This window comes from Pararhodobacter zhoushanensis, assembly GCF_003990445.1.
Lineage (GTDB): Bacteria > Pseudomonadota > Alphaproteobacteria > Rhodobacterales > Rhodobacteraceae > Pararhodobacter > Pararhodobacter zhoushanensis.
Window position 1 is genome coordinate 142,983 of record NZ_REEZ01000004.1, and the last position, 20,517, is coordinate 163,499.

The window sequence follows — 20,517 nt, forward strand, 5'->3', positions numbered from 1 at the left end:
CTTTTCCTAAAATTTTCCGCACCACCCCCGGAGCCATCATCTGTCCGAAAATATCCCGGGGGGTGAAGGCGCGGCACGCGCCGAGGGGGGCTGGCCCCCCTCACCCGGCCTCAGCGCGGGCTGCGCTTGGCCAGAATGCGCTGCAAGGTCCGCCGGTGCATGCTGAGCCGCCGTGCCGTTTCGCTGACATTGCGGTCGCATTGCTCGTAGACGCGCTGGATATGCTCCCAGCGCACACGGTCCGCCGACATCGGATTCGTTGGCGGCTCGGGCAATACCGCGCCTTCGTGTTGCAGCAGCGCGTTGACCACTTCGTCGGCATCGGCGGGTTTCGACAGATAATCCGTCGCGCCGATCTTCACCGCCGCCACCGCCGTCGCAATCGCGCCATAGCCGGTCAACACCACGATCCGCGCATCGGGCCGCTTGGCGCGCAGCGCTTCCACCACGTCCAGCCCGTTACCGTCCTCAAGCCGCAAGTCGATCACCGCGTAAGCGGGTGGGCGGGCCAGCGCCAGCGCCTTGCCTGCCGCGACTGAGCCTGCGGTCTCGACGGCGAAACCGCGCCGCTCCATCGCGCGGGCAAGACGCTTGAGGAATACCTCATCATCATCCACCAAAAGCAGCGATGGATCCTCGCCAAGATCGAGCGGGCTATCATCGGCCATGCCAATTCCCTCGCGTTGTTGAGAACGATCTAGTCGTCATGAGAGGCGAAATCAAATCTGGATGCAAGATTCCAGATAAGGAGCATTACGCCCGCGAGATGAAGCACTGCGCAGTTTGCGCCACTTGTTCAGCGCTCAGGTCATGGCGGAACACCTCGACCGTGCCATGTTCGGGCAAGACCAGATAGGTAAAGGTCGAATGATCAACGAGGTAGAATTCGTCGTCCCCGGCCTGCCGCGAAAAGAACGTGCGATACGCCCGCGACGCGGCGCGCACCTGCTCGTCACTGCCGGTCAGGCCGATCATGCGCGGGTGGAAGATGCTGGCGAACTCACCGACAACCTCGGGCGTATCGCGCTCAGGGTCGATCGAGATGAACACCGGCTGCACCATGCTGCCCTCGGCTTCCAGAAGCTCGGTTGCCAGCGCGTTGCGGGCGCTGTCCAGCGGGCAGACATCCGGGCAGAAGGTGTATCCGAAATACACCAAACTGGGCATGGTGATAACATCGGTGTCGGTTACCGTCTGCCCGGCGCTGTTGATCAGTTCGAACGGCCCGCCAATCGACGACAGCCCGCCCTGCACCGCTGCCGTCCGGCAGGGCCCAAAGGGATCATCGCTGTCGGGCGAAAAGGCCATGTAGCCCAACACGCCCAAAAGCCCGGCGATAAATGCCGCAGCACCGATGGTATAGGTCTTGATCATGGCGTCCTCGCGTCCTTGAGAGCCGCTTGATGCCTCAGCCCGGCGCGCGTAACAAGGCGCAAACCCGTGACCGCGACACAAGGCCGCTTGATGGAAAACTCCACCCTGAGCCTGATGAACCGTGACGTGCAGGGCCATTGGGTCCGGCTGGAAACGCTGACACGCGTGCGCTGGCTGGCGGCCAGCGGGCAGGTCGTGGCGCTGCTGGTCACCCGCTATCTGTTCAATCTGGACTTCGCGCTGACCCTGTGTCTGGCCGTCGTCGGCGTCTCGGCGGCGTCAAACCTGCTGTCGGCTTATCTGTTCCCGCGCACCAAGCGCCTGTCCGAGACCGAGGCCCTGCTTACCCTCGCCTTCGACACTACCCAGCTGGCGCTCCTGCTCTTCCTGACCGGGGGCCTCAACAACCCCTTCGCGCTGCTGCTGATCGCCCCCGTCACCATCGCCGCCACGGCGCTGCAAACCCGCTCGACGCTGATCCTTGGTGTGGGCACCGCCATTCTTGCGTCCACGCTGGCGTTTACGTTTGAACCGTTGCGCCTGCCCGATGGCGCGCTGTTGCTGCTGCCGGACCTGTTCCGCTTCGGCTTCTGGGCCGCGCTGGTGATCGGGATCGCCTTTATCGGGCTCTATTCCCGCTCGATCGCGGCTGAAAAGCAAACGCTGGCCGAGGCCCTTCTGGCCACCAGCATGGCCTTGGCCCGTGAACAGAAGCTGACCGATCTGGGCGGGGTGATCGCCGCCGCCGCGCATGAACTGGGCACGCCGCTGGCCACGATCAAGCTGGTCTCGTCCGAGCTGATCAAGGCGCTGGACGACCCCGAACTGGCCGACGACGCGCGCCTGATCCGTGAACAGGCCGACCGCTGCCGCGCCATCCTGCACTCGATGGGTCAGGCCGGGAAAGACGACCTGCACCTGCGCAACGCCCCCTTGCGCGCCGTGGTCGATGAGGCCGCCGAGCCTCATGCCAAACGCGGCAAGATCGTCATGGTCGATTTCGCCACCGATCACGGTCGCATGCCCGAAATCCAGCGCCGCCCCGAGATCATCCACGGTGTGCGCAACCTGGTCCAGAACGCGGTCGATTTCGCGCAATCGCAGGTCTGGGTCGAAGCGACATGGACCGAGACCCACATCACCCTGCGCGTCATTGACGATGGCCCCGGCTATCCCCCGCATCTGCTGGACCTGATGGGCGAGCCTTACCTGCGTGAGCGGCGCGGCTATTCCCCGCGCAGCGACTCGCGGCCTGAATATGAGGGGATGGGTCTGGGTCTTTTCATCGCCAAAACCCTGCTGGAACGGACCGGTGCCGCCGTGCGCTTTGGCAATTGCCGCGAGCACGGCGCGCCATTGGGGGTTCCCGGTGAGCCCTGCGGTGCCATCGCCGAGGTTCGCTGGCCCCGCAGCGCCATCGAAAGCAACGCCCGCCGCGCCCTGGGGGAAAACGCGCCGATCGACAACAGCACGTCCTGAAATGACCCTTTCCGACGGCATGCTTGAACGCGGGCTTTAACGCGGGCTTAACCAATCTGACCGATAGTCGGCAACCTCGGCAAAGACACGCAGGTGGCTTTGCGGACAGCAGACAGGATGGTCCCATGCACACAACGTTAGGCTTCGCGCTGGTCCTCGTTGGAACCTCGGCCCTGACGGTTGTGGCGATACTCTTGATTGTTTGTGCCATCCTTCCGTCGCGGTCGCGCAGCGGCTCGGGCGTCGGATCCGGCAGCGAGGCTGCCTTCTTGTTTGACGGCACCACGCTGGTCGACGCCAACCCTCGCGGTCACTCCTTGCTTGAATCCCTGCGCCAAAGCGACGGCAACAGCGACGATGATCGGGCACGGCTCATCCGTTTTCTCAGCGCGGATATCCCCGATCTGCCCGCCGCCATCGACACCGCGCCACGCCAGCGCCAAACCCGGCTTACCGGGACTGAGGGTTGCGCGACCGAGGTGGTGCTGGACTGGCTGGACGGCGCGCTTCGGCTTACCGTGATCGACGCCCTGTCAGACGAAGGGGCGATACTGCTCGATCGGCTCAGCTTCCGCGCCTTGCAGGATGAGCTGAACCTCTTGCGCCAGATGACCGAATCCGCACCGCTGCTGTTGTGGCGTGAAGATGCGCAGGGGCAAGTGACCTGGGCGAACGGTGCCTATCTGAAGTATCTCGCTGAATCGAGCAAAGGCGTGGCAATCGCCTGGCCCCTGCCCGCCCTCTTTCCTGCCGGAACCGTCGGACCCCGCCAGCGCATTTCTCTGCCCGATCCCGATGACGACGGCCAGTCCTGGTTCGACCTGACCCGTGTGGATGGCGGCGAGGGCACGCTGGCCTATGCGCTGCCCGCCGACGACGCCCATCAGGCCGAGCGCACGAAAAGCGACTTTATCCAGACGCTGACCAAGACATTCGCCACCTTGCCCATCGGTCTGGCCGTGTTCGATCGCGCGCGGCGGTTGCAGATGTTCAATCCCGCGCTCACCGATCTTACCGGCCTGGAACCCGAATTTCTGCTGTCGCGACCGGGGATAGAGGGTTTTCTCAACCGGATGCGCGATAAACACGTTTTGCCTGAACCGCGCGACTATCGCAGCTGGGCACGGCGCTTGCTTGAGATCGAAACCACCGCGCCGGTGGGCGAATTTGAAGAAACCTGGTCATTGCCAAGTGGCCAGACCTTTCGCGTCAGCGCGTCACCCCACCCGGACGGCGCGCTCGCCTTTCTGATCGAAGACATCACCTCGGAAACCCATCACAACCGCCACGTCCGGGCCGAGATGGAGACCAGCCAATCCGTGCTCAACCAGCTCGAAGAGGCAATCGCCGTCTTTTCCGCGACCGGCCAGTTGATGCTGACCAATACCGCTTTCAGCCAACTCTGGATGCTTGAAGGCGAGGAATCGCTCAACGCCGTCACGCTGGCCGAGGCGTTGGACAACTGGCGAGAGGCCGGCGACGATCCCGCGCTGTGGTCGCGCGTCGCCGCGCTCAGCCGACCGGGGCAGCACGACGGCCAGCCGGTCTGCGGGCTGATGCGCATGGCGGACGGCGAGCAGTTGCGCATCGAAGCGCGGCGCACCTCAACCGGTGCGCTGATGATCTCCTTTGCGCAGGTCGATACACCCATCAGCACCACCACCCGCGCACAAGTCCTGCACGCCAACGTATGAAAAAACGCCGGACCCTTGGGGCCCGGCGTTCTCAATGCGCGATATCGCCGTTCAGATCGAGGCTTCGATCCAGCTTTGCAGCGCGGCTTTCGGTGCAGCGCCGACCTTGTTGGCAACAACCTGGCCGTCTTTCACCAGAAACAGCGCCGGGATGCCACGAATGCCCATCGCAGCGGTGATCTGCGGGTTTTCATCGACGTTCACTTTGGCAATGCGCACGCGGCCGTCGAATTCAGCCGACAGCTCTTCCAGAGCCGGGCCGATCTGACGGCACGGGCCGCACCATTCAGCCCAAAAGTCGATGACAACGGGAAGCTCGCTGTTGCGCACTTCGGCTTCGAAGGTGGCGTCGGTCACGGGGAAAGTAGCCATGGGGTGTCTCCTGACGGCAATCTGAAAGCGGGGGGATAACTGTGTTCTCTTCTACCTATGAAGCCACCGCACCCCGGTCAAGGGCAGCGCGCGCCAGTGCCGCAGCCACGGCCGCCGGGTCCAGCGGCATCAACTGGGCCGTCGCGGTCCACAACAGCGCGGTTTCGATGCGCCGACCGGGGTAAAGCGCGCCCAGCAGGTGCGCATAGGCCCCCATCTGGCGCAGCAGCCCCTCGGGCACCTGCGTCGCGTCGCGTGGCACCGCGCGGTTGGATTTGAAGTCGACGGCCAGAATCCGCCCAGGCGTGATGATCAGCCGGTCGATCAGCCCCCACATCTGCCGCCCGTTCCATTCGCCCGACAGCGCCACTTCGACCAGCGCGTCTCCGCTCAGGATATCGGCCAGCGCCGGGGCGGCCATCACCGCCATCGCCTCGGCCAGACTGGCCTCTCCGTCGGGCTGGCCCAGGATCAGCGCGCCGCCATGCAAGGCGCGCTCCGTTTCTGGCAGCCCCGGCAGTTCTTCCAACAGCCGGTGGATCAAACTCCCCCGCGCCATCGCCACATCCGTCTCATCCCCGGCCCCTGGCAATGCCTTCGCCCCGCCCAGCGCCGAGGGTGTCAGCGCGCGCAGCCCCTCAGGTTCCGGCGGCAGGTCGGGCAATTCGGCAAAGTCAGAGCCTGTTTCTGGCGGTTGCGCCTTTTCCCCCAACGCTGGCCAATCGCCATGCGCATGGCGCTGCCCCACCCCGGTCGGCGTGTCCAGCGGCACCGGCGCCAGCGCCGACATCGCGGTCTCAACCCGGCTATACCAGCACGGCCCCGCGACATCGCCCGCCGCACAAACAATCAGCCACCGCTCGGCCCGAGTCAGCGCAACGTACAAAAGCCGGTCGCTCTCTTCCTCGCGCAGCCGCGCGACATCCTCATCCGCTTCACGCTGCTGCGGCGTCGCACCGTCCTTGGTCGCACGCAGGATCGGCACGCCCCCCACCTCGACCAGCGTTGCTGCGTTCGGCGCCTTGCGCGCCGCAGTGTCGGGCAGGATCACAATCGGCGCTTCCAACCCCTTGGAGCCATGCACCGTCATCACCCGGATACTGCGCCCGGCCGACTCCGACTGGCGCTGCACCTCGGCGTCCGAGGCCTCAAGCCAGCCCAGAAACCCGTCGAGCGAGGGCACATGCCCGGTCTCATAGGTCAGCGCCAGATCGACAAAGGCTTCCAGCGCATCCTCAACCTCAGCCCCGAAGCGGGCGCGAATCCGCCGCCGCCCGTCGTGCCGGGTCAAAATCCGCTCGATCAGCTCATAAGGTCGCAGGAAATCGACCTGCCCGCGCAGATCGTCCAGCACAGCGCGGACCTCGGCAAGCGCCGGTTCCTTGCGCAGCCGTTCCCACAAGAACCCCTTGCGCCCATGCGCCAACCGGAACAGCGCGTCCTCATCCAACCCGAACAGCGGCGAGCGCAGCGCGACGCCCAGCGACAGATCATCCTCGGGCAACGCGAGGAACTTGAGCAGCGCGATCAGATCCTGCACCGCCAGCACGTCGCCCAGTTTCAGCCGGTCGGCCCCGGCGATCTCAAGCCCCTCGGCCTTGCACGCCCGGATCAGCGCGTGAAACAGCAAGCGCCGCCGCCGCACCAGGATCAGGAAATCGCCCTCATGCACCGGGCGCGGGCCCTTGCGCGTGTCCAACTGCTCACCCCGGTCAATGATCGCGCGGATCTGTTGCGCGATCATGCGCGCCAGCTCGACCTCGGCGTTATCCGGCGACGGGCGGTCGACCGGGCTTTCCCACGGCGTTTCCTCGGGCTTTTCGGGTTTGGGTACGGCAGGCCACAGATCGACCCGCCCGGCCATCGCCGGGAAAAACGCCAGATGCTCTGGCGCGCCGCCGAGGCCTCCGGCCCCAGCCTCAGGCGCAAAGCAATGATCGACCAGCCGCAGAACCGCGTCCGACGAGCGGAAGGAATGCTTCAATTCCTGCAAGCTTAGACCCTGTTTCACCGCCGCCAGCCGCTCGCGGAACTGCTCGCGCGTGCGCTCGAACCCCATCAGGTCCGCACCCTGGAACGAGTAAATCGACTGCTTGCGGTCGCCCACCACAAAGATCGTGCGCAGCTCATCGCGCGCCCCCAGACCGGCGGTGAATTCCTGCGTCAGCAGCTCGATCACCCGCCACTGTCCGGGCGAGGTATCCTGCGCCTCGTCCACCAGAATGTGATCTATGCCGCCGTCGAGCTTGAACAACACCCACTGTGCGACCTCGCTTTTCGACAAAAGATCGCGCGCCAGCCGGATCAGATCGTCGAAATCCAGCCACCCGCGCCGCGCCTTGGCCGCATCGAAGGCCGGCAGCCACAGCCGCGCGAAACGGTGCAGCGCAAAGGCCATATCCCACGCCGACAGCGCCAGCCGCAGGGCACGCGCGTCCTCAACCCGCTGACCCAGCGCGTCCAGAGCCTCCAGATCATCCGGCCCGATGCTGGGGGCCGTGCCCTTGGTGACGTGTTTGCCGGTCTTGGCGGTGTAGGGCTCTCTGGCCGACGCGCCGGTGAGCAGCTTGCTCTCCAGCACAGGCAAATCCGCCAGCCCCGGCTCGCGCATCCCGCTCAGCGCATCGGCCAGTTTGTTGTCATTCGCGCCACCCGCGCGCAGCTTGGGCACCAGACGCGAGAAAAGATCCCCCTCATCCCCATCGAAGACAGCCCCCAGCAACTGGTCTTCATCAAACCCGCGCGGCAGATCGAACAGCGGGTCCAGATCGGGCATTTCCCCGGCAAAAGCGTCTCTATGCTTGCCGAAATCAGCCAGAAGCTTGCCGAAGGCCTCTTCATTCAACCGCACCAGTAGCGCCTGCATCGCCCCGGCTTCCGGCCCGCGTGCAAAGCGGTCCAGCAGCTCCAGCCGCAATTGCTCAAGGCTGCGCTCCTCGACCTCGGAGAAGTCAGGCGTCACCGCGGCCTCCAGCGGAAAACGCCGGAGCAAAGAGGAACAGAACGCGTGAATCGTCTGGATCTTCAGCCCGCCCGGCGTCTCGATCGCGCGAGCAAAGAGGCGGCGCGCTCGCGGCAGCAAATCAGGGTCAGCGACCTGCTCGCCCATTTCCTGCAGCCGGGCGATCAGCTCTCCATCTTCCAGCATCGCCCATTCGCCCAGCCGCTGGAACAGCCGGTTCTGCATCTCGCTGGCGGCGGCCTTGGTGTAGGTCAGGCACAGCACCCGTTGCGGCGGCGTGCCGTTCAGCAAGAGCCGCGCCACCCGGTCGATCAGCACCTTGGTCTTGCCCGAGCCCGCATTCGCCGACAGCCAGGTCGAGGCCGAGGGCTCTGCCGCGCGGATCTGGTTCAGCGTGGCCTCATCCATCGGACTGCCCCACGCGGATCGTCACCGGCTTGTCCGTCACTTCCCATTCCCCCCGGCGCGACAGCGCGTCGTAATCGCCGTAATGCGTCTCCATCTCGACCGCACGCAGGGCGGTGAAGCCCTGCTCGGGGTCGCGATACGTCGTGATCAAATCCAAAAGCTTGGCCCGGTGTTCGGCCACTGTGCCCGGGTCGCTGGGCGACTCCTGCCGCTTGAAGGCGCTGCCCAGACCGACGAATTCCGCCAGCGTCACCTCGGCCGGACCAAGGCCAAAGGCATCATCCCCGGCCATCATCGCCAAAAGGACCAGCTGGATGTTGAAGAACTCGATCTGCTTTTTGCTCGGCAGGCTGCCGGTCTTGTAGTCATAGATCTGCAAACTGCCATCGGGCAGCCGGTCAATCCGGTCGGGCTGGCCGGTCAGTTTGAAAGGCGGATTGGCGAGGATAATCGCGCCGCGCTCCTCTCTCAGCACCGGCTCGCCGCCCAGCGAGGCGTTCCACTCGACAAAGTCCCGCGCGGTGCGTTCCAGCCGCGCGCGCCAGTGCAAACGGGTGGCGACCCAGGGGCAGTGTTCTGCCAAAACAGTCTCTGCGATGGCGAAAAATGCGTCCAGATCGGCAGGCGTGCCGGGCGGATGCGCCTTGACGTAATCGTCGGGCACTTTGTGCAACACGGTTCCACGCAGCCGCGCGTCAGCCTGCGGGGCCAGCGGATTGAGCTTGCCCAGCCGCAGGATGCGCTCGGCGTAGATGTGGTAGGGATCGCGGATCAGTTTCTCGATCCGCGTCACCGGCAGTTCATTCAGCCGCGCCTGCGCGGGTGGCGCGGGGGCCGGGCGCGGACTGCGCGCGGCACTGGCCGCAGGCACGGCGCGCAGATCGGCCTCCAACGCATCAGCCAGCGTGAGCCACTGCGCCCCCCGGTCGCGCATCGCGGCCAGCGCAACATCGCCGCCCTGCGCTTTCAGCCCGCCGATCAGGTTCGTCAAACGGTTCAGCCAGCGCGAAGGCACGGTTTCCGCTTCGGCATTTCGCCGGGCTCGCGACAGCACAACGCGCGGCGCACAAACGGCCTGCTGGAAGTCATGCGCGGACAGGCCAATCGCCCGCTCGGGCAGCAACAGCCCGGCGTCCAGCCGCATGCGCCGGTTGAACCACGGATCGGGGCTGGGGGCAGAGGGCCAAGTGCCCTCGGTCAACCCGCCCATGATCACCAGATCGGCCCCCTGCGCGCGGGCTTCAAGCGTGCCCCAGATCATCACCTGCGGATGGCTTTCCAACACTTCGCGAACCTCGCGGCCAACGAAAAGCGTCTCTAACAAAGCCGAATAGTCACTTCCGAGCATCTCACCGCCAAAGACGGCATGTTCGGTCAGATCATCAAACAGCGCCAGCGCGGCCTCGCCCGCCGCCTCTTTCCACAGCTCGCCGGTGCCCTTGCCCCCAGCCCCGGCAGCCAGATGCGCGATCAAAGCGGCATGGGCGGCGACCCAGTCGGCCAGCGGACGCTCCCCCTCGCCTGGCAGCGCATCCAGCGCGCCGGTGAGCCATTCCGCCCACGCCTTGCGCGCCTCATCGCGGGCGGCGAAACCCGCAAGCGCCGTGCGGTCAGGGAACGGGATCGCCTTGCGGCGCAGATACAGCTCCAGATCGCGCAAATGCAGCAGATGCGGGCCGCGCTCGGTGGCGCTATGGGCGATGGGGTGTTTGAGCAGGGCAATAAGCGCCTCTGCCGTGACCGGGCGGGTCAGCAGCTCGACGCTCTGGCGCAGGAAACGGCCCGGCGCGGACAGGGACAAGGGCCGCCCGGCGCTGTCATCGGGGCGCAAATGCCAGCGGTCAAGCGCGGCGGTGACACGACGCGCAAGCGTACGATCAGGCGTGATTAGAGCCGCTTTTTGGCCCTGCACCGCCGCATCCCGCAGGCAGAGCGCGATCGCCAGCGCCTCTTGTCGCGGCGTCGCGGCCTCGATCAGCGACAGCGCGGCGGTGGGGCCGGATAGGTCGCCCAGCCCCGGCCCGTCGCGCAGCCATTGGTCGGTGACTGGCGCGGGACGCAGCGCCAGCGAGACCAGCGCGTTGCGCGCAGGGTCCGGCGCGCTGGCTTGCGTCCACGGCTGCACGACGCGGGGTTCTGCCCCAACACCCTCCATCAGATGCGCGTAGCGGAATTGCGGGTGATCCTCGGACTGCAGAGGATCGTCCAGACTGCGCCAGACCGGCCCCGGCAGCGCGAAATCGAATCCCGGCAGCACCAGTGCGCCCTGCGGTAGCCGCGCAACGGCTTGCATCAGCAGCGCCGTTGGCCCGCGCGAGCCGGTTGACCCGGCAATGATCAGCGGGTGGGTCGGCGGGGTCTCAGCCCATTGTGCCGTTAACCGTTCCACTGCGGCGCGCAATTGCGCCTGCCCGCCGGACGCAGGCCCAAGGAACCGCGCGATCAGCCGGATGAAGCGCAGGGACCGATCCCAGTGCAGCGAATGTTGCGAAACGTCGAGCTGGTCCAGAATGTCCAGCGTCACCGCCTCGCCCTGCATCTCATCGAGCAGGCGAAACAGGCTCTCGGCGAGCGAAAACGCGGCAGAGGTCGGCCCCAGATCCGGCTCGGCCTGCAACAGCTGGCGGATCAGTTGCGCGAGTTCCAGACGGGTGCGCAGGGGGGCATCCGTCTCACCCCCCGCAACCTGGCCGATCAACCGGAGGCGCGGCAGAAACCCCGGCCCCTGCGCCATCAGCGCGGCGCGCAGTCGTTCTTGCATCCGCGCGGTGTTCACCAAAACCTCGCACCGGGCGAGCGCTTCGGGCGGTAGCCCTGCCACGCGTTCGCGCAACCCGCGCGCCAGCTCGGCGGGGAAATCGGCGCCGGGTGCGACACCGAAAACGCGGGGACCGTCGTGGGGTTCAAACATCAGCAAGACGCGCCTCCCAGGCTGGATCGTCCGACGCGAAGGCAACCTGCCGCCCCTCGCCTTCCAGCGAAAATTGCAATGTTAGAGCCTGTTTTGGCCGATCGGCTCCCAACTTCTCGGGCCACTCGACCAGACACAGCGCTGTCTCGAACGCTTCGGTCAGACCCAGCTCAACCGCTTCATCGGGATGGCTTAGCCGGTAGAGATCGGCATGCCAGATCTCGAACCCGGCCTCATAGGTTTGCACCAAGGTGAACGTCGGCGACGGGATGTCCTCAGCCACCCCCAGCGCGCGGATCAGCGCACGGGTGAAATGCGTCTTGCCCGCGCCGATCTGGCCCTCAAGCAACAGGACATCGCCCGCGCCAACGACCCCCGCCATCGCCTGCGCGAAGCGGTCGGTGGCGTCGGGATCGGGCAGCGAGAGGGGGGAATGAACGGGTTTCATGCGCGCAGCTTAACGCCCGTGCCGGACCCCCGCCAGAGGGGGGTTCTTGCGACCAAGGCCCCCCGCCGCCATATAGGGCAGGACAATGCGAAAGGCTTGACCATGGCAGAAGACAAGTTTCCCGGCTGGCACGGCACCACGATCCTGGCCGTCAAGCGCGGCGGTGAAGTGGTCGTCGCGGGCGACGGGCAAGTGAGCCTGGGCCAGACGGTGATCAAGGGCTCGGCCCGCAAGGTGCGCCGCATCGGCGCGCCGGGGCGTGAGGTGGTGGTGGGCTTTGCCGGCTCGACCGCTGATGCGTTTACCTTGCTGGAACGGCTGGAGAAAAAGCTGGAGGCGAGCCCGGGCCAGCTGACCCGCGCCTGCGTCGAGCTGGCGAAGGACTGGCGCATGGACAAATACCTGCGCAATCTTGAGGCCATGCTGATCGTCACCGATGGCGATGACCTGCTGGTCATCACCGGCGCGGGCGATGTGCTGGAGCCGGAATATGACATCGCCGCCATCGGCTCGGGCGGCAACTTCGCCGCAGCCGCTGCGCGCGGGCTGATGGAAACCGACCTTCCCGCCGAAGAGGTGGCGCGCAAGGCGATGGCGATTGCCGCGTCGATCTGCGTCTATACCAACGGCAACCTGACCGTGGAGAGCATCCGCAAATGACCGACCTGACCCCCCGCGAAATCGTCAGCGAGCTGGATCGCTTCATCATCGGTCAGGCCGACGCCAAGCGCGCCGTGGCCGTGGCGCTGCGCAGCCGGTGGCGGCGTCGGCAACTGTCCGCGGATCTGCGTGATGAGGTGTATCCCAAGAACATCCTGATGATCGGCCCCACCGGTGTCGGCAAAACCGAGATCAGCCGCCGTCTGGCCAAGCTGGCCAAGGCGCCGTTCCTGAAGGTCGAGGCGACGAAGTTCACGGAAGTTGGCTATGTCGGCCGCGATGTCGAGCAGATCATCCGCGATCTGGTGGATGCGGCGATGACGATGACTCGCGATGCGATGCGCGAAGATGTGCGCGCGCGGGCGCAGGCGAATGCGGAAGAACGGGTGCTGGACGCGATTGCGGGCAAGGACTCGCGCTCGGGTACGCGGGATCTGTTCCGCAAGAAGCTGCGCGCCGGTGAGCTGGACGACACGATGATCGAGCTGGAAATCGCCGACGCCGCGCCGTCGATGCCGATGCTGGAGCTGCCGGGCATGCAGGCGCAGGGGATGAACCTGGGCGATCTGTTCGGCAAGGCCTTCGGCGGGCGCACGACCAAGAAGCGCATGACGGTGATGGAAAGCCACGACATTCTGCTGAGCGAAGAGGCTGACAAGCTGCTCGATGAGGAGGCGGTGAAGGCCGCAGCCGTGGAAGCGGTCGAGCAGAACGGCATCGTGTTTCTGGATGAGATCGACAAGGTCTGCGCGCGGGCTGAAACGCGCGGCGCGGATGTGAGCCGGGAAGGCGTGCAGCGCGATTTGCTGCCGTTGATCGAGGGGACGACGGTTTCCACCAAGCACGGGCCGGTCAAGACGGATCATATCCTGTTCATCGCCTCGGGTGCGTTTCACGTCGCCAAGCCGTCGGATCTGCTGCCGGAACTGCAAGGGCGTCTGCCGATCCGGGTAGAGCTGCGCGCGCTGACCGAGGATGACTTTGTGCGCATCCTGACCGAGACCGACAACGCGCTGACCCGGCAATACACCGCGCTCATGAAGACCGAGGAGGTCGAGGTGACCTTCACCGAAGATGGCATCCACGCGCTGGCGCGGATCGCGGCGGAGGTGAACACTGCGGTCGAGAATATCGGCGCGCGGCGGCTTTATACGGTGATGGAACGGGTGTTCGAAGAGCTGAGCTTTGCGGCACCCGACCGGGGCGGCCAATCGGTCGTCGTGGATGCCGAGTTCGTCGAGAAAAACATCGGCGCGCTGTCGCGCTCGACGGATCTGAGCCGCTACGTGCTGTGATGTCCCACGATGGGACAAACCCGTCCTATCAATGAAAACAGGGGGTTAGCGCCGTGCGTTAACCCCCTGTTCACATACATTCCCGCTCAGACCAGCAAGGCGCGGGCGTAGAAGTCGGTGTCATCTGTTGCTTGCTCAAGCGCGAACCCGGCCTTTTGCAGCACCCGCGCCGACGCCGGGTTGTCGCGTGAGACGCCGCCGATCAAGCGTAAGGGTGCTGCCCGTTGCGCCGCTTTGAGCAGACCGCAAACCAACTCGGTCGCATAGCCTCGGCCCCAGACGGCATGGTCCAGAAGATAGCCAAGATGCAGAAGTGGAACCGGGTCAGGCGTCACGTTCAGGATCAACAACCCGACCAGCTTTTGCTCCATCAGCCCGCGCAGAACAAACACATCGCTTTCGGCGGCCCGGTCGTCGATCCACGCCGACACCGACTGTCCCGTCGCCTGACGCTGCATCGACGGGGGAAGATCGCTCAGAACCTCAGCCGACAGAAGCGTGTCGAGCTCACGTTCCAGCGCGCTGCGCTGCGCCGGGTCACCAAGGATCGGTGCCCAGCGGACGACAGACAACCGCTCGGTGGTAAAGTCGGCAATCGGGGCCGGAAGGGGTGTCATTCTTCAACCAGATAGGGCGCGAGCCGTTCGCGCACCGCGTCCGGCATCGGGGCCGAGGCGCGGGTTTTGGGGTCGAAGAACACCTCGGTCAGGTCATAGGTCGCATGCAGCGCGCCGGTTTCGGCGTGGATCATGCGCAGATGAAAGGTCATCGACCGGCCCCCCAACCGCTTGACCGCGCCATCAATGATCACCCCGTCGCCGGCTTTCAGCTCTTTGATAAAATTCGTCTCGGCCTTGGCGGAAACGATGTGGACGCCGTGTTCCTCAAGCATCCACGAGATCGGAATGCCGAGGCTGGTGTACAGAAAGAACGACGCGTCATCGAAGAACGGCGCGTAATGGCGGACGTTCATGTGGCCGAAAATGTCGTGGTGCCACGGGTGGACCACGGCGCGCAGCAGTTCGGGGCGGGGGGCAATGGGATCAGACATTGAGCGTACGTTTCTCGACATAGACACCGTAGATCGTGGTCAGGATCGACGCGCCGACCATCATCGACACCCAGTTCGCCACCGCAGCCCAAAGCAGACCCAGCGGCAGGGAAACATCGGCGAGGAAAGACGCGGGAAGGTTGATCAGCCAGCTACCGACAATCGTGATGATCCCCAGCAAGATCAGCGACGCGCCGCCGTCCTTGGTGGCGGCCCATGCCTCTTTCAGCTTCAGGCGGTTCTCGATTGCTGCGGCGGGCAGGACAGGAGACAGACGGTAGGCGAGCCAGATCACGGGGAAAAAGACGATCACGGCGGACAAAATCCCGGCGGCCATGTGGGACTGGGGGCCCGGGCTGAGCACAATGAAAGCGACCACCCCCGCGACCATCCCCAGCGGGAGCGCCACAACGGCGATGACCAGCCCGTAAAGGAACCCCGCGACGATATAGCCCCAGATCGCACTGCCGTTAAAGCGCGGGACAAACGCGCCGGGCTCTTCTTCCAGCAGAATGTAGCGGTGCCACGCGACGACGACCCACAAGCCGATGATGATCTGCGCGAGGTTCAGCAGGAGGATGCCGGGCGAGGTGAAGAAGGCGGGCATGACGGCGTCCGTCGTCGTTGCCGCAGGCGGGTTAAAATGCGCAGCGCCTGTGAACTGCAGCAGCACGACCATCACCAGCAGCGCCACGCCGCCAAGCCGCAAAACCGTGTTGAAATTGCCAAAGACCATGCGCACTGCATGGGTAAAAATCTCGATGCCACGCATCCTGAACACTCCTTAAACGATGCGACAGTCTCCCCTGATCCCCTCAAGGGTGTCAATCGCCGTTCCCGGCCCGGTTGCAACGCGCCGGGGTGTTGCGCAGGCGGGGTAAAGCGGATAGCCAGTGCCCGTTCAATCCTTGGAGATTTGCCCATGTCCGCGCCCAAGAAAGTCGTGCTGGCCTATTCTGGCGGGCTCGATACCTCGATCATCCTGAAATGGCTGCAAACCGAATACGGTTGCGAGGTTATCACCTACACTGCCGATCTCGGCCAGGGCGAGGAGCTGGAACCGGCACGCGCCAAGGCCCTGATGATGGGCATCAAGGAAGAGAACATCCATATCATGGATGTTCGCGAAGAATTCGTGCGAGACTTCGTGTTCCCGATGTTCCGCGCCAATGCCGTGTACGAGGGGCTCTATCTGCTGGGCACCTCGATCGCGCGGCCGCTGATTTCCAAGCATCTGGTCGAGCTGGCGCATAAGCATGGCGCCGATGCCGTGGCGCATGGCGCGACCGGCAAGGGCAACGATCAGGTCCGCTTCGAGCTGTCGGCTTACGCGCTGGACCCGTCGATCCGGGTGATCGCGCCGTGGCGTGAGTGGGATCTGTCGAGCCGCACCAAACTGCTGGAATTCGCCGAGCAGCACCAGATTCCGATTGCCAAGAACAAGCGCGGCGAAGCGCCGTTCTCGGTCGATGCGAACCTGCTGCACACCTCGTCCGAGGGGCGCATTCTGGAAGATCCGGGTGTCGAGGCCCCCGATTACGTCGCCCAGCGCATCACCGCTGTCGAGGACGCGCCCGATACGCCCGAATTCATCGAGATCACCTATGAAAAGGGCGATCCGGTGGCGATCAACGGCGAGGCGATGTCGCCGGCAACGATCCTGACCAAGCTGAACGAGATTGGCGGCAAGCATGGCATCGGCCTGCTGGATTTCGTGGAAAACCGCTTTGTCGGCATGAAATCGCGCGGGGTCTATGAGACGCCGGGCGGCACGATCATGCTGGAAGGCCATCGCGGCATCGAGCAGATCACGCTGGATGCGGGCGCGGGTCACCTGAAAGATTCGATCATGCCGCGCTATGCCGAGCTGATCTACAACGGCTTCTGGTTCTCGCCCGAGCGCGAGATGCTGCAGGCGCTGATCGACAAGAGCCAGGAGCATGTGTCGGGCACGGTCAAGCTGAAGCTCTACAAGGGTTCGGTGCGGACCGTGGCGCGCTGGTCCGAGCATTCGCTCTACAGCGAGGCGCATGTGACGTTTGAAGACGACGCCGGTGCCTATGATCAGAAGGACGCCGCCGGGTTCATCCGCCTGAACGCGCTGCGTCTGAAACTGATCGCCACGCGCAATGCGCGGGTGGCCGGGAAAGAATAAACCTTTCCCAACGGTGCAATGAAAAAAACGGGTCGCGGAAACGCGGCCCGTTTTCTTGTTGAGGTCGTCTTGGAGGAGGTCAGCGGTCAGGCAGAGGGGGATTGTTCAGCCTGACCGCCGGGTCGAACAGCCCGAAGGCTGCATCCGGTACGGTCCTGAGACCCGGTGAGCCAGTATCGACGATCGCTGCCAGGAAACCGTCGAACCGGGGATCACCGCCGGTAAATCACATCATCAGCGCGAAGATCCCGATCCACATCAGCGAACCAACGACGACGGCCAGCGCGATGCCAGCACCGGCGGGCAAGGACGTGCCTTGCTGTCGGGTGGGCGTGTACGGGGTGGCGGCAGTATCGGCACGAGTGTTCATGTCGCGGTCTCCAAGCTCTGAGCCACACGATAGCGGCACATCTCTGAAGAAACGCTTAACGGCGGCAAAAAGATGGCAAGGATCGGGCGATTCTGCGCGGGGGTGCGGTCAACCGGCGAGAAGCAGCTCAACTTTGGCGCGATCTGGCATCGCCGGGGCAGCGCCGGGCTGCGTCACTTGCAGGGCAGCGGCAGCGGCGGCGTAGCGCAGGGCCTGTGCTGGGGTCTGCCCCCGGTCCAGCGCGGCGGCAAGAGATCCGGCGAAGCAGTCGCCCGCGCCGGTGGTATCGACGGGGATGACGGGGAACGCGGGCTGAAAAAGCGGCTCTGTGCCTGCCGAAATCCACTCGGCCCCCTGCGCGCCACGGGTGACGATCACCGCCTCGACCGGCTGATCGGGCAGCGCAGTGCCGGTGGATTTCACCAGCGCGGCGGCCTCTCCGGCGTTGACCAGCAGGTGCGTCACGTGGGGCAGGATGGCGCGCAGCGGGTCCAGCGCAAACGGCGCGGCGGAATAGAAAACGCGCAGGCCACGGGCGCGGGCGATCCGGGCGGCTTCAACTTGATGCGAGGTCTCATTCTGCACCAGCAGACAATCGCCCGGCTGCGCCGTCGCCAGCGCCGCGTCGATCATCGCCAGATCCTGCGCCTGATTGGCGCCGGGATGGATGATGATCTGATTCTCGCCCGCATCATCCACCGCAACGATGGCGTGGCCGGTCCCCTGCGTGACCCGCGCAATACGGTCCAGCGCGATGCCATGCGCGGTCAGCTGCGCCTCGATCCACGCATCGCCCTGCCCCACGGCGCCGATGTGCACCACCCGCGCCCCGGCCCTGAGCGCCGCGACGCTCTGGTTGATGCCTTTGCCGCCCAGTCCGGGGGTGTGCGAGGTGGCCGAGAGCGTCTCGCCCGCCTGCGGCAGTGCCGGCAGGCGGTAGACGTGGTCGATGTTGATCGAGCCGAGGCAGAAAACGGTCATTTCGAGACGTGACCCACGCGGCAGGCCGCCATGACGGCCATGTTCATGATGTCATTGACCGTCGCCCCGGTGGACAGGATCTGGATCGGCTTTGGCACGCCGGTCAGGATGGGGCCGATCACCGTGGCGCCGGCCATTTCCTGCATCAGCTTGACCGAGATCGAGGCCGAATGCCGCGCCGGACAGACGAGGATGTTCGCCGGGCCGGTGAGGCGGGAGAAGGGATACGCCTCGGCCGCTTTGGGGTTGAGGGCGACGTCGACGGTCATCTCGCCCTCATATTCGAAATCAACGCCGCGCCGGTCGAGCACGTCGGGGGCTACGTGCATTTTCTCGGACCGCTCGGAAATCGGATAGCCGAAGGTTGAGAAGCTGACGAAGGCCACGCGCGGCTCAATCCCAAGACTGCGCGCCACGCCTGCCGAACGGATGGCGATGTCGGCGAGGTCTTCTTCCTCGGGCCATTCATGCACCAGCGTGTCGGCGATCAGCACGATCCGGCCCTTGTGCAGCAGTACCGAGACACCCACTGCCCCATCCTGCGCACGGGCGTCGAAGACGTGGTTGATCATGTCCATGACCAGCGCCGATTTGCGCGTGGCCCCGGTGACCAGCGCGTCACCATGCCCGTGCTGAAGCATCAGCGCCGAGAAGATGTGCCGGTCCCGGGTGGTCATGCGGTGGACGTCGCGCTGGTCGAAGCCTTTGCGCTGCAGGCGTTTGTAAAGGTAGTTCTTGTAGACATCGAGGTGGCGCGTGTTGGCGGCGTTGACCACGGTCAGCTCGCGCACCGCGTCGGCCAGACCGGCGGCCTCCAGACGGCGTTTGACGTCATCCTCCTGCCCCACCACCAACGACTTGCCCAGACCGGCGCGCTGATACGCAACGGCGGCGCGCAGCACGCGCTCGTCGTCACCCTCGGCGAAAATCATCCGCGATTGCGCCTGACGGGCGCGGGCGAACAGGCTCTGCTGGATCGAGGCCGTCGGGTCCATGCGCGAGCGCAGGGTGTGGCGGTAGGCGTCCATGTCGATGATCGGACGGCGGGCGACGCCGGTATCCATCCCCGCCTTGGCGACGGCGGGCGGGATCACGTAGATCAGGCGCGGATCGAAGGGCGTGGGGATGATGTAGTCGCGGCCGAAGCTGAGCTTGCGACCGTAGGCCATGGCGACCTCATCGGGCACGTCTTCACGCGCGAGTTCAGCAAGGGCGCGGGCACAGGCGATCTTCATCTCATCGTTGATGGCGCGGGCGTGGATGTCGAGCGCCCCGCGGAACAGATAGGGGAAGCCGAGGACGTTATTGACCTGATTGGGATAATCCGAGCGCCCGGTGGCGACGATGGCATCGGCGCGCACGGCATGGGCTTCTTCCGGCGTGATCTCAGGGTCAGGGTTGGCCATGGCGAAGATGACCGGATTGTCGGCCATGGATTCAACCATCTCAGGCGTCACGGCCCCCTTGGCAGACACGCCAAGGAACACATCCGCCCCGCGCATCGCCTCTTCCAGCGTGCGGGCGTCGGTGGTGGCGGCGTGGGCCGATTTCCACTGGTTCATGCCCTCGGTCCGGCCCTGATAGATCACGCCCTTGGTGTCGCACATGATGCAGTTGTCATGCTGCGCGCCCATGGATTTGAGCAGTTCCAGACAGGCGATCCCGGCAGCCCCTGCCCCGTTCAGGACGATCTTGACGTCCTCGATCTTCTTGCCGCTGATTTCCAGCGCGTTGATCAGACCGGCGGCGCAGATCACGGCGGTGCCGTGCTGGTCGTCGTGAAACACCGGAATGTCGCAAAGTTCCTTGAGGCGCTGCTCGATGATGAAACACTCGGGCGCCTTGATGTCCTCAAGGTTGATGCCGCCAAAGGTGGGGGACATCAGGTGCACGGCCTTGATGATCTCATCGGCGTCTTCGGTCGCCAGCTCGATGTCGATGGCGTTGACGTCAGCGAAGCGTTTGAACAGGACCGCCTTGCCCTCCATCACCGGCTTGGAGGCCAGCGCGCCCAGATTGCCCATGCCCAGAATGGCGGTGCCGTTCGAAATTACGGCGACCATGTTGCCCTTGACGGTATAGTCATAGGCCAGCCCCGGATCGCGGGCGATCGCCTCGACCGGCACGGCGACGCCGGGCGAATAAGCCAGCGACAGATCGCGCTGGGTGGCCATCGGCGTGGTGGCGACGATCTCGTATTTGCCGGGGGTCGGCTCGAAATGATAGGCCAGCGCCTCTTCAGGCGTGATGCGGGACTTGCGGGACATGGGGCCTCCTCCAACAGAGGTTCTGCATAGCGCGGGCGTGCGCATCGAACAACGCGGGAATCGGGCCTTTTCGGCGGTCAGGGGGTTTTG

General features: G+C 65.1%; 17 protein-coding genes. 5 read left to right on the forward strand and 12 right to left on the reverse strand.

All coding sequences use genetic code 11. The features are described 5' to 3' along the window. Positions 1–110: 110 nt before the first annotated feature. Together EAE28_RS11505 and EAE28_RS11510 are read right to left on the reverse strand one after the other, a co-directional pair. Positions 111–668, reverse strand: coding sequence for an ActR/PrrA/RegA family redox response regulator transcription factor (locus EAE28_RS11505; protein WP_127106325.1), 558 nt, complete (start codon positions 666–668; stop codon positions 111–113). An 85-nt stretch (positions 669–753) separates the two neighbouring features. Then, on the reverse strand, positions 754–1,374 hold the full coding sequence (locus EAE28_RS11510; RefSeq protein ID WP_127106327.1) for an SCO family protein: 621 nt from the start codon (positions 1,372–1,374) through the stop codon (positions 754–756). 90 nt (positions 1,375–1,464) lie between these two features. Here EAE28_RS11510 and regB point away from each other — a divergent pair, with 90 nt between their 5' ends. Together regB and EAE28_RS11520 are read left to right on the forward strand one after the other, a co-directional pair. Then, entirely contained in the window at positions 1,465–2,853 is a 1,389-nt protein-coding gene (regB, locus tag EAE28_RS11515; protein WP_127106329.1) for a sensor histidine kinase RegB, read from the forward strand. Between the two features lie 125 nt (positions 2,854–2,978). After that, on the forward strand, positions 2,979–4,547 hold the full coding sequence (locus EAE28_RS11520) for a PAS-domain containing protein (protein ID WP_127106331.1): 1,569 nt from the start codon (positions 2,979–2,981) through the stop codon (positions 4,545–4,547). 51 nt (positions 4,548–4,598) lie between these two features. Here EAE28_RS11520 and trxA read toward each other — a convergent pair whose 3' ends face one another. From trxA to tsaE, 4 genes are read right to left on the reverse strand one after another with little or no spacing between them, the layout of a single operon-like run. Then, complete coding sequence (gene trxA, locus EAE28_RS11525; RefSeq protein WP_127106333.1) at positions 4,599–4,919, reverse strand: thioredoxin; 321 nt, start codon at positions 4,917–4,919, stop codon at positions 4,599–4,601. 55 nt (positions 4,920–4,974) lie between these two features. Next, a complete protein-coding gene (gene addA, locus EAE28_RS11530) occupies positions 4,975–8,289 on the reverse strand; it encodes a double-strand break repair helicase AddA (protein WP_127106335.1) in 3,315 nt (1,104 codons plus the stop codon). Continuing rightward, positions 8,282–11,200: a double-strand break repair protein AddB gene (gene addB, locus EAE28_RS11535; RefSeq protein WP_127106337.1), complete on the reverse strand. Its 2,919-nt coding sequence runs from the start codon at positions 11,198–11,200 to the stop codon at positions 8,282–8,284. Before addB ends, addA begins: the two co-directional genes overlap by 8 nt. Continuing rightward, entirely contained in the window at positions 11,193–11,648 is a 456-nt protein-coding gene (gene tsaE / locus EAE28_RS11540) for a tRNA (adenosine(37)-N6)-threonylcarbamoyltransferase complex ATPase subunit type 1 TsaE (RefSeq protein WP_127106339.1), read from the reverse strand. The genes addB and tsaE overlap by 8 nt, the downstream gene beginning before the upstream one ends. 102 nt (positions 11,649–11,750) lie before the next feature. On the opposite strand from tsaE, the gene hslV reads away from it, so the two are divergent. Both hslV and hslU read left to right on the forward strand, forming a co-directional pair. Continuing rightward, positions 11,751–12,308 carry an ATP-dependent protease subunit HslV gene (hslV, locus tag EAE28_RS11545; protein WP_127106341.1) on the forward strand — a complete coding sequence of 186 codons (558 nt, stop codon included), beginning with the start codon at positions 11,751–11,753 and terminating at the stop codon, positions 12,306–12,308. Beyond that, a complete protein-coding gene (hslU, locus tag EAE28_RS11550; RefSeq protein WP_127106352.1) occupies positions 12,305–13,603 on the forward strand; it encodes an ATP-dependent protease ATPase subunit HslU in 1,299 nt (432 codons plus the stop codon). The genes hslV and hslU overlap by 4 nt, the downstream gene beginning before the upstream one ends. 86 nt (positions 13,604–13,689) lie before the next feature. Here the strand turns inward: hslU and EAE28_RS11555 are convergent, their stop codons facing one another. From EAE28_RS11555 to EAE28_RS11565, 3 genes are read right to left on the reverse strand one after another with little or no spacing between them, the layout of a single operon-like run. Beyond that, positions 13,690–14,220 (reverse strand): GNAT family N-acetyltransferase, encoded by a 531-nt coding sequence (locus EAE28_RS11555; protein ID WP_127106354.1) that lies wholly within the window; start codon positions 14,218–14,220, stop codon positions 13,690–13,692. Continuing rightward, positions 14,217–14,654 (reverse strand): acyl-CoA thioesterase, encoded by a 438-nt coding sequence (locus EAE28_RS11560; protein WP_164736619.1) that lies wholly within the window; start codon positions 14,652–14,654, stop codon positions 14,217–14,219. The genes EAE28_RS11555 and EAE28_RS11560 overlap by 4 nt, the downstream gene beginning before the upstream one ends. Then, on the reverse strand, positions 14,647–15,426 hold the full coding sequence (locus EAE28_RS11565; protein WP_127106358.1) for a hypothetical protein: 780 nt from the start codon (positions 15,424–15,426) through the stop codon (positions 14,647–14,649). Before EAE28_RS11565 ends, EAE28_RS11560 begins: the two co-directional genes overlap by 8 nt. A 150-nt stretch (positions 15,427–15,576) precedes the next feature. Here EAE28_RS11565 and EAE28_RS11570 point away from each other — a divergent pair, with 150 nt between their 5' ends. Then, positions 15,577–16,809 (forward strand): argininosuccinate synthase, encoded by a 1,233-nt coding sequence (locus tag EAE28_RS11570; protein ID WP_127106360.1) that lies wholly within the window; start codon positions 15,577–15,579, stop codon positions 16,807–16,809. A gap of 226 nt (positions 16,810–17,035) precedes the next feature. Here the strand turns inward: EAE28_RS11570 and EAE28_RS23750 are convergent, their stop codons facing one another. The 3 genes from EAE28_RS23750 to EAE28_RS11580 form a co-directional block, all read right to left on the reverse strand. Next, complete coding sequence (locus EAE28_RS23750; RefSeq protein WP_164736620.1) at positions 17,036–17,179, reverse strand: hypothetical protein; 144 nt, start codon at positions 17,177–17,179, stop codon at positions 17,036–17,038. 108 nt (positions 17,180–17,287) lie between these two features. Then, on the reverse strand, positions 17,288–18,160 hold the full coding sequence (locus tag EAE28_RS11575) for a ribokinase (protein WP_127106362.1): 873 nt from the start codon (positions 18,158–18,160) through the stop codon (positions 17,288–17,290). Continuing rightward, positions 18,157–20,427: an NADP-dependent malic enzyme gene (locus tag EAE28_RS11580; protein WP_127106364.1), complete on the reverse strand. Its 2,271-nt coding sequence runs from the start codon at positions 20,425–20,427 to the stop codon at positions 18,157–18,159. Before EAE28_RS11580 ends, EAE28_RS11575 begins: the two co-directional genes overlap by 4 nt. Positions 20,428–20,517 lie beyond the last annotated feature (90 nt).

Excerpts from the sequence above, each read along its gene's own strand:
- EAE28_RS11560 (WP_164736619.1), bottom strand. The coding sequence starts at position 14,654 with ATGTCTGATCCCATTGCCCCCCGCCCCGAACTGCTGCGCGCCGTGGTC.
- trxA (WP_127106333.1), bottom strand. The coding sequence starts at position 4,919 with ATGGCTACTTTCCCCGTGACCGACGCCACCTTCGAAGCCGAAGTGCGC.
- EAE28_RS23750 (WP_164736620.1), bottom strand. The coding sequence starts at position 17,179 with ATGAACACTCGTGCCGATACTGCCGCCACCCCGTACACGCCCACCCGA.
- EAE28_RS11565 (WP_127106358.1), bottom strand. The coding sequence starts at position 15,426 with ATGCGTGGCATCGAGATTTTTACCCATGCAGTGCGCATGGTCTTTGGC.
- regB (WP_127106329.1), top strand. The coding sequence starts at position 1,465 with ATGGAAAACTCCACCCTGAGCCTGATGAACCGTGACGTGCAGGGCCAT.
- addB (WP_127106337.1), bottom strand. The coding sequence starts at position 11,200 with ATGTTTGAACCCCACGACGGTCCCCGCGTTTTCGGTGTCGCACCCGGC.
- EAE28_RS11575 (WP_127106362.1), bottom strand. The coding sequence starts at position 18,160 with ATGACCGTTTTCTGCCTCGGCTCGATCAACATCGACCACGTCTACCGC.
- hslU (WP_127106352.1), top strand. The coding sequence starts at position 12,305 with ATGACCGACCTGACCCCCCGCGAAATCGTCAGCGAGCTGGATCGCTTC.
- EAE28_RS11520 (WP_127106331.1), top strand. The coding sequence starts at position 2,979 with ATGCACACAACGTTAGGCTTCGCGCTGGTCCTCGTTGGAACCTCGGCC.
- EAE28_RS11570 (WP_127106360.1), top strand. The coding sequence starts at position 15,577 with ATGTCCGCGCCCAAGAAAGTCGTGCTGGCCTATTCTGGCGGGCTCGAT.
- EAE28_RS11580 (WP_127106364.1), bottom strand. The coding sequence starts at position 20,427 with ATGTCCCGCAAGTCCCGCATCACGCCTGAAGAGGCGCTGGCCTATCAT.
- hslV (WP_127106341.1), top strand. The coding sequence starts at position 11,751 with ATGGCAGAAGACAAGTTTCCCGGCTGGCACGGCACCACGATCCTGGCC.
- EAE28_RS11510 (WP_127106327.1), bottom strand. The coding sequence starts at position 1,374 with ATGATCAAGACCTATACCATCGGTGCTGCGGCATTTATCGCCGGGCTT.
- tsaE (WP_127106339.1), bottom strand. The coding sequence starts at position 11,648 with ATGAAACCCGTTCATTCCCCCCTCTCGCTGCCCGATCCCGACGCCACC.
- addA (WP_127106335.1), bottom strand. The coding sequence starts at position 8,289 with ATGGATGAGGCCACGCTGAACCAGATCCGCGCGGCAGAGCCCTCGGCC.
- EAE28_RS11505 (WP_127106325.1), bottom strand. The coding sequence starts at position 668 with ATGGCCGATGATAGCCCGCTCGATCTTGGCGAGGATCCATCGCTGCTT.
- EAE28_RS11555 (WP_127106354.1), bottom strand. The coding sequence starts at position 14,220 with ATGACACCCCTTCCGGCCCCGATTGCCGACTTTACCACCGAGCGGTTG.